The organism is Lacrimispora sp. 210928-DFI.3.58, from assembly GCF_020554865.1.
Lineage (GTDB): Bacteria > Bacillota > Clostridia > Lachnospirales > Lachnospiraceae > Enterocloster.
Map to the genome: position 1 here is coordinate 20,009 of NZ_JAJCIC010000041.1, position 7,113 is coordinate 27,121.

Sequence of the window (7,113 nt, forward strand, 5' to 3'; positions counted from 1 at the left end):
CTAAATTCCGATTCTGCTCACACGTCCTCTGCCCGGTACGGCTCCGGCAGCGGCTTCCAGGCATTGACATATAAGCCCTGGCTGGCACAGCTATCTTCATCGTCGCCCACATAGAAGGCACCGCCCTCTGCGTCTTCTTCATAGCGCCCCACCAGCGGAATTGAAAAATTTTCAAATGATAGCAGGATATAATCCCTACCGTTCGGCAGCCGTTCCTCCGCCAGGATCCAGCGGTGCTTTGCCTTCAGCTCTGCAAGCTTTTTCAGCAATTGTGCAGTATTTGTCTTTTCAAAATCATTTATCCGTTCCACATCCTGCGGCGATAGCCCGGTATCTTCATAGTCCTTGAGCTTACATAAAGCTCCATACAACGCCTCTGCCAGCCTGGGAGAGATGACTGCCCCGCTGTGCAGTTCATCCCAGGAGAATCCCTGCAAGCTCCATCTTCCCTGCTCATTTCTCTGTGTTAATCTGTTCATTTTCCTTCCTCCCTCTCATGGCTCTCCAAGAGCATCCTATACGCCTGGAGCTGCATCACGTGCTCAGTGTATTTGTCTGGCATATTCTCTATCCAATAATCCTGCATCTGCTCTAAAAACTCTGCAGTGTTTCGGATCATTCCTTCCAGAATTGACCCGTCAAATGTTTTGACGAATCCGTTTTCGTTCTCTGATTCGGCCCCTGTCTTTTCCCCGCCGTTCTTCTGCTCATCTAGCGCCCTCATGGCCCGCCCGCAAATGTATTCGCAGGGATCCTTGCAATTCTTGCAGCAGGGATCCGGCTCTCCAGATCCGGCACAATGTTCTGCCATATCAAAATTGACAAACTGGCACTCAACGCCAATCTCTTCCTTCAAGGTCTGCAGCCCCTGCATAGTCTCGCACGGAAATGGCTTCCCCATTGGCGCCTCCCTGCAATACCGCTCCTCTCCCCTGATCTCGCATTCCATGGCGCAGGAAAAGCAAAAATGTCCTCCCTCGCACGCTTCTGACGCAATCAGGCTGTCCGATGGATATACTCTTTTGGGGGTTCCATAAGCAGATAATTTCTCCGCTGCGTCTTCGCAGCGTTCTCCCAGTCCTTGCTGCACTTCCGCAACGCCTGGCTCTGGCCGGTTGGATGATGCATAACACTCGATCCGGCAATCCCCATGTTTCGCGCAATTCCAGCAGCAGCTATGTGTGCAATCATCCCCGTTTCCGGCGATACTTTTGTCGGCATCTACCAGGGTGCAGAGAAACTCCGGCCGATGAAGGCACTTACTGCTCCTCTCTGGATCCCGCTTCTCTAATTGCGATATCGCAACAGCTTCCCCGATGGCCTCCTGGGGTTCTGGCAGCAGATCCTGCGCCGATACGGTATATGCCTGCTTTGGCCGATCAGCTGCTGCGGTGACTTCCTCCCTGGCCTGGGATGCTTTTTCTATGTCTTCCGGCTCTATCCCTGGGGAGTCCGACAGTTCTACCTGTCCAGGGATTTCTATGTACGGGATCTCCCTGGGCTTTCTGATCTCCCGGATCTGCTGTACTGTCATATCCGGTGTGACCGTTTCCAGCTGTTCATCATCCAGCCCCAGCATCTCCTGGAGCTGCGATTTATTAAAATCCTTGTACTTCTCATCTATGATCGGGCTATTTCCTCCAACAGAAAACTTGTCATTCCGTTTCATGTACCGGCTTGTCGTAGATTCACTAAATCCAAACCTGTCATAGGCATAATCCCAAACATTCTCAAAACCTGCCTCCCGAAACAGTGCTCCATCACGAACGCATTTCAGGTAATATCCGATTGCGATTACGCTTCTGATTGCCGATTTTATATTTGCGGCGATAAATGCCTCTGCGTCCTCCAGGCTCACATTCTGGTACCATAACGCACTTGCAGCACCAGTCTCAGCCGGCATCTCCCTTTTCTCCTCCATGTGGTTCTCCTCCTCCAAATTGCATCCGGGCCCTCTCCAGCACTATGGCATCATAATCCGTGTCGCGCTGGGAGAAGTTGTGGAACTGGTTCTTCGTTTCAGTCCTCCCAGTGCTTCCCACAACATTATCTTTCAACAAGAACAGGCCTTTCCAGCCGTTCACAACAGACTGCTCGATAATCCTGATTTTGACAGCATTATCGCCAGGGGCCAGCTCCTCCAGCTTTTTAACAGCCAGCTGGATGGCATGGTCTGTCATGGGGGCCTTGATCGCTGCCCGATACGCAATATAATCACAGATAGCCCGGTCTAATCCATCGTCCTCCGCATATTTTTCTGGTATAGCGTTAGCTATACTCTTTTGTTTCTGTTTTTGTTTCTGTTTATATAATGTGTTACTTTTTTGCACACTATCTTGCGCACCATTTTGCGTACTGTTTTGCACACTTTTTTGCACACTATCTTGCGTACTATTTGCTATAGGGACAATCCGGTAAATGGTAGCTTTTGTCCCCCGCTCACGAAAATCAATCAGCCCTCTCTGTTTCAATTCATTTCTCGCTTTCAGTATTCCTGACCTTGAACTTCCCGTCAGTACGGATAGCACTTGATTCGGCGCTTGAAACCACTCTGTCCAGTTGCTCTTGTTGCATACATGCAATAACGCAAAGTATAACGACACCTGCCCTGTAGACAACGGATTTGTTGTGGCCAAATCCCAGAAAGAATTGATTAAGGCTATGTAATTCATGTAGGTCATCACCTACCCTTCTGTCTCTCTCCCGGCTTCCCACTCCCGGTAAAGCCTGATCCAATCCTCCAGGCGCATTGTTACCAGCCAGCCTGACCGATCCCTGCGGTGGAATACGGCTGGGAGCTCTCCTTCACTGGCATCCCTCCTGGCCTGATCCATGGCGTCCTGAAGGTTCAGCCGCTCCACGCGCTTACACTCTATATGGATCCCTGGCAGGCCGATCACATCCGCATCACCAGCGGCTCCACAGAACTGCTGGCCCCTCCGGCAGTCATAACCATGATCCCTCAGAATTCCTGCCAGTTCCCGCTCACCGCGCTTGCCTTTCTCGCGCTGCATCTTTCCCATATTGTTCTCCATTCTAAGGACAGGGGCGGCGGTCAGAGAGTTTCCCACGGGCCGCCCCTATTGTTACACCAATGGCCTTCTAATACTGTGACATATCAATCCTTGCCATGGATGGTAAAAGCCCAATTAACCTATGTGATTGCCATCTGATCACCTCCTTTCCTTACAGGTATCTCTCAACCAGCTCCGCAATATCACACTCACTCTCCTGCTTCCAGACATCCCAGAAATCAATGGTTCTTGATATGGGACGCTCTCTCGCCAGCTCCACTTTGATCTTCAGCGGGACCGGCACTGCATCACCAATGATTAGCACCTCACCAGGGCTGAACATTGTAACGGAATCAATGATCTTATCATCCCCGTCCGGCAGCATACCCTTAATCAGCGCCTTATCATTCTCGTTATTGAGTTTCCCGATAATGAAATTGGCGCACTGGGCAATAATGGTCTTATTGAGTTCTGACGGTCTTTGCGTGGCCGGAAACAGAGTGATTCCGAACTTACGCCCCTCTTTTGCTATATCCTCAAACACTTCTACCATGCGCCGCTGGCTGGCCGACAGCATGAGATTGTCCGGTATGTACACATGGGCCTCATCGCAAACAATCGTTACTGGCCGGATGTGAGCCATATCCTGCTGGCGCTGGAGGTCAAAGACCAGCCTGGAAAGAACCCCTATGATCGGTAACGCTACATCGTGAGGGACGCCGGAAAGATCGATATTCTTTACTGGCCGTTCCTTTCCCAGAATAGCCTCCATTACCCCATAAAGATAACTCTGCGGCTCATCATGAAAGAGAAATCCATATCTGCTGTCCATCATACGGTCTTTCAAAAGGTTTACCGTGCTGGTCAATTTCCCGTTATATTCTCCTTTTGTGGTTTTTGGCATACCGGCCTTGTCACCAGTTTTGTAATACTCACCAGTGGCAATTACCTGGTTATCCATGGCTTCCAGTTCGCCGACCAGCTGAGTGTAACTAAAATACACCGGCTTATTCTCTTTTCCATTCGGGCACACCTGGTAATACGCTTTTCTAAGTGCTGCCATCACAGTTGTAGCGCTTTCCTCGCGGATCTTTAAAATATTAGTCACAATATCGCTGAATCCAAACATCCAGATAGGAAAATGGAACTCGTCCCCAATCCTGATACTGGAAGCATAGGAAAGCCGGCTGTACTCCCCATGGATGTCAAACACTACTATATTGGCTCCAGGAAGCTGTGCCGTCTCTTCCAGTATCTTTGCCACTGTTTCAGACTTGCCAGCACCAGTATTACCTACAATGCAGGCATGGCGCTGGAAGAACTTATTTCCATTCACCCAGGCACGGCAATCATATGCAGCATATTTTCCGATCAGAAAGCACTCTGATATCTTTGGAGCAATCATGCCCGAAAAATCATGTCCCCCGATTTTCCTGATACTGACGCTTGTTGTCGGATATTCATCGATTGCTTTCACAAACCGGCCATCCTTCACGCTCCCGATAATCGCACAATCAATGGTCTTAATCCCTGTGATCTCTCCCAGAAAATCCTCCTCACCAATGCGCTCCTCTGCATCCGTGTCTGTAAGGCCTGTTACCATCGTTACAAGGCTTGCCGAAGCATCTGATATTGCCAGCAGATCATTGATACGGATATCCTTAAACTCTGCCTGGTTCGTCCTGATCTGGACGCTGTCGCTTAAAATTTTTACCAGTTTCATTCTCTTATCCTTCCAAAAGCTCGTTGTAGTTTCGGATTCTTGCCTGCTTAACTGACTTACAATAATCACACCGCCCGCAGGCTTTCGGCGGAGTCAGTCCGGCCTTAACTTCTATGTAGTGCCCAATGCTAAACCCGATTTCATCCATTGCCAGATTTAGGGTGGTCTGCGGGATTTGGAAAATGTCCAGATCCACAACCCTCTCCTTAGAAGCAACGGCCAAATAGAACGGCAGCTGCTCACCTGTTACAGCCTCCACCCCTGCCTGATAGACAGCGCCCTGCAGGTCATAACGCCAAAGCGGGAGGCTTTTAAAATTAGCTACTACCTTTAAGTCCGCAATACAAATACCTTTCAAATAGCTGTCCATCTTCATCTTCCATGGAGCATTAAAAAGTTCAAAGGTCATGATCCTTTGCTTCTCTCCGCCCATGAACTGTGAAAAGACAGGATCAGCTGTCACTCTGGCAATAATCTCATTCGCCTTCCGGAATTCACTTTTAAGCTCATTCTTCCGGGTAAATATTTCCGGGTTCCTCTCCATGAACTGCGGAAGCGTCCCCTCAAAGTACGCATCCACAAAAGATCCAACCAGAAGCGCCCTGGTCATGGGCTGCTGGTATTCCCCTCTGATCTTTGCCATTGCCATAGATTCGCATTTCATGAAATCCTTATATTGGGAGACCGAGAAAAACTGCTCATTCGCTTCTTGACTGTAATAATTCTCTGATGTCAGTTCCACACGCTTTCCTTCCATATCTATCATTTAAATATCGTTGTCTGACGATCCTCTGGCGGGATGAAAGAGGGATCAATCCCTTGCTGATCGTTATTCTTTTCTTCTGGTTCCTTGGCCTGTCCTGTCTGTTTTTTCTCTTTCTTTCCCTTGAATGGATCCTTTATTTCCTCATCATTTGCTGCTGGTACCATCTCAAAATAGTCCTCCCGTCTTGCCATGCCGTCCTCAAGGGAGCGGTATACTTTTTTAAGGCGGATCAGGTCATTCATAGTAAAACTCTCAATCTTGCAGCCAATATACTTCTCCAACATCTGGACAGTGACACCATATTTTTCACTGAATGTCCCTGCAATCTGGCGTACAGTATCAATAAGCGGCCCTGTGCACTGCCCAGCTAGTGTCGCATTACACTGGGTGATGGCGGAATCAATCACGTCTCCTGGTATTACCCCCAGAATGCAGGCCCTTACCCTCCTGGCTCCCTGATTTGCCACCAGTTCATAGATATCCCTGGGATCTGTGAGCTGGACATTGCCTTTCTTCGTCCCCCGGATATGAGGCACACTGAAGATCTTAGTCTGACGGGTATTGGTCTCCAGATCCCATGCATAGGCCATTACCTGGCTTTCTCCATTCTTTTGTTCTAACTCAATAATCCCATAATCCAGGTTGCCCCAGTTCTGTGCCATAGCTTCAGCCAGGCGAATAGAGGGCCCCGTCACCTTTGTACCTCCCCGCGGGTACTCATACATGGCCTGTTCTGCCAGACTCTGCCTCTTGCAGGCACGCATAATGCGGTTATAGCTTTCCACCTCATCCCGCGGGAACTTCTTTGCAATCACCATGGCGGCCTGGACCTCCTGGGCCTGCCTGGTTGTTACCATCTCGGTTGTTGTACTCCGGCCTGCAGCCGGCCTGTTATCAATCCCGCCATAAATATTGGTCACTGTTTCCACTTATCTTCCTCCTCTTCCTTAATCCAATTTCCAGAGTAATACCATCCCTCCAACATCTCCTGAAACTCCTTCTGCTCCTCTATCGTCCCGCTCAGGCATCTCTCTAAGGCATACTCATAAGCTTTATTTTCTTCTACAATTGTGCCCTCCTCTGGGCCTATGCCTCTGTAATATGCGATATCGCATCACCTTCCCTCCTCATGATCTCCTCGCAGTTCGGGCATGGCGTAATCTCTCCCAAAAGAGACCACATCCGAAAGCCACATCTGCAGGTCAGGAGGAAGAAGGGGGATGTTATTGGAGTCTGGCTATCTGGATAATGCTGTATACACATTACTTTTCCTCCTCAATCCTACCTTTGAAGTGATACTCCATCAGATCAGCCAGCATCAGGTATTCCTTCCCCTTCTTGTCATCTGGATATGTAGAGATGACCTTTTCCCGGAATTGTTCCAATGTCCCGGAGAAGCATCCGCATCTCACTCCAATCTGATTTTCTTTGGTGCGATAAAATGTAGTGGTTCTGAATACAGATCCAAATCCTTTCGCTGTTGCATAATCAGCGTCCCCGCAGACCTCAGCGTCCCCACAGACCCTGGCGTCCCCGTAGACCCTGGCGTCCCCGTAGACCCTGGCGTCCCCGTAGACCCTGGCGTCCCCGTAGACCCTGGCGTCCCCGTA

General features: G+C 49.5%; 7 protein-coding genes and 1 pseudogene. All 8 read right to left on the minus strand.

Features of this window, described 5'->3' with window-relative positions:
• Window positions 1–17: 17 nt before the first annotated feature.
• The gene (locus tag LIZ87_RS18960) at window positions 18–479 is read right to left on the minus strand and encodes a DUF551 domain-containing protein (RefSeq protein ID WP_227148817.1); all 462 of its coding nucleotides are present in this window, start codon (window positions 477–479) and stop codon (window positions 18–20) included.
• The gene (locus LIZ87_RS18965; protein WP_227148818.1) at window positions 476–1,921 is read right to left on the minus strand and encodes a hypothetical protein; all 1,446 of its coding nucleotides are present in this window, start codon (window positions 1,919–1,921) and stop codon (window positions 476–478) included. Before LIZ87_RS18965 ends, LIZ87_RS18960 begins: the two co-directional genes overlap by 4 nt.
• Complete coding sequence (locus LIZ87_RS18970) at window positions 1,893–2,681, minus strand: hypothetical protein (RefSeq protein WP_227148819.1); 789 nt, start codon at window positions 2,679–2,681, stop codon at window positions 1,893–1,895. Before LIZ87_RS18970 ends, LIZ87_RS18965 begins: the two co-directional genes overlap by 29 nt.
• 3 nt (window positions 2,682–2,684) lie before the next feature.
• Entirely contained in the window at window positions 2,685–3,023 is a 339-nt protein-coding gene (locus LIZ87_RS18975) for a hypothetical protein (RefSeq protein WP_227148820.1), read from the minus strand.
• Between the two features lie 163 nt (window positions 3,024–3,186).
• Window positions 3,187–4,737 carry an ATP-binding protein gene (locus tag LIZ87_RS18980; RefSeq protein WP_227148821.1) on the minus strand — a complete coding sequence of 517 codons (1,551 nt, stop codon included), beginning with the start codon at window positions 4,735–4,737 and terminating at the stop codon, window positions 3,187–3,189.
• 4 nt (window positions 4,738–4,741) lie between these two features.
• Window positions 4,742–5,503: a PD-(D/E)XK nuclease-like domain-containing protein gene (locus tag LIZ87_RS18985; protein WP_227148822.1), complete on the minus strand. Its 762-nt coding sequence runs from the start codon at window positions 5,501–5,503 to the stop codon at window positions 4,742–4,744.
• Entirely contained in the window at window positions 5,500–6,432 is a 933-nt protein-coding gene (locus LIZ87_RS18990) for a hypothetical protein (RefSeq protein WP_227148823.1), read from the minus strand. Before LIZ87_RS18990 ends, LIZ87_RS18985 begins: the two co-directional genes overlap by 4 nt.
• 333 nt (window positions 6,433–6,765) lie before the next feature.
• A pseudogene (locus LIZ87_RS18995) lies at window positions 6,766–7,113 on the minus strand (hypothetical protein); the annotation flags it as partial.

Excerpts from the sequence above, each read along its gene's own strand:
- LIZ87_RS18980 (WP_227148821.1), bottom strand. The coding sequence starts at position 4,737 with ATGAAACTGGTAAAAATTTTAAGCGACAGCGTCCAGATCAGGACGAAC.
- LIZ87_RS18985 (WP_227148822.1), bottom strand. The coding sequence starts at position 5,503 with ATGATAGATATGGAAGGAAAGCGTGTGGAACTGACATCAGAGAATTAT.
- LIZ87_RS18965 (WP_227148818.1), bottom strand. The coding sequence starts at position 1,921 with ATGGAGGAGAAAAGGGAGATGCCGGCTGAGACTGGTGCTGCAAGTGCG.
- LIZ87_RS18975 (WP_227148820.1), bottom strand. The coding sequence starts at position 3,023 with ATGGGAAAGATGCAGCGCGAGAAAGGCAAGCGCGGTGAGCGGGAACTG.
- LIZ87_RS18960 (WP_227148817.1), bottom strand. The coding sequence starts at position 479 with ATGAACAGATTAACACAGAGAAATGAGCAGGGAAGATGGAGCTTGCAG.
- LIZ87_RS18970 (WP_227148819.1), bottom strand. The coding sequence starts at position 2,681 with ATGACCTACATGAATTACATAGCCTTAATCAATTCTTTCTGGGATTTG.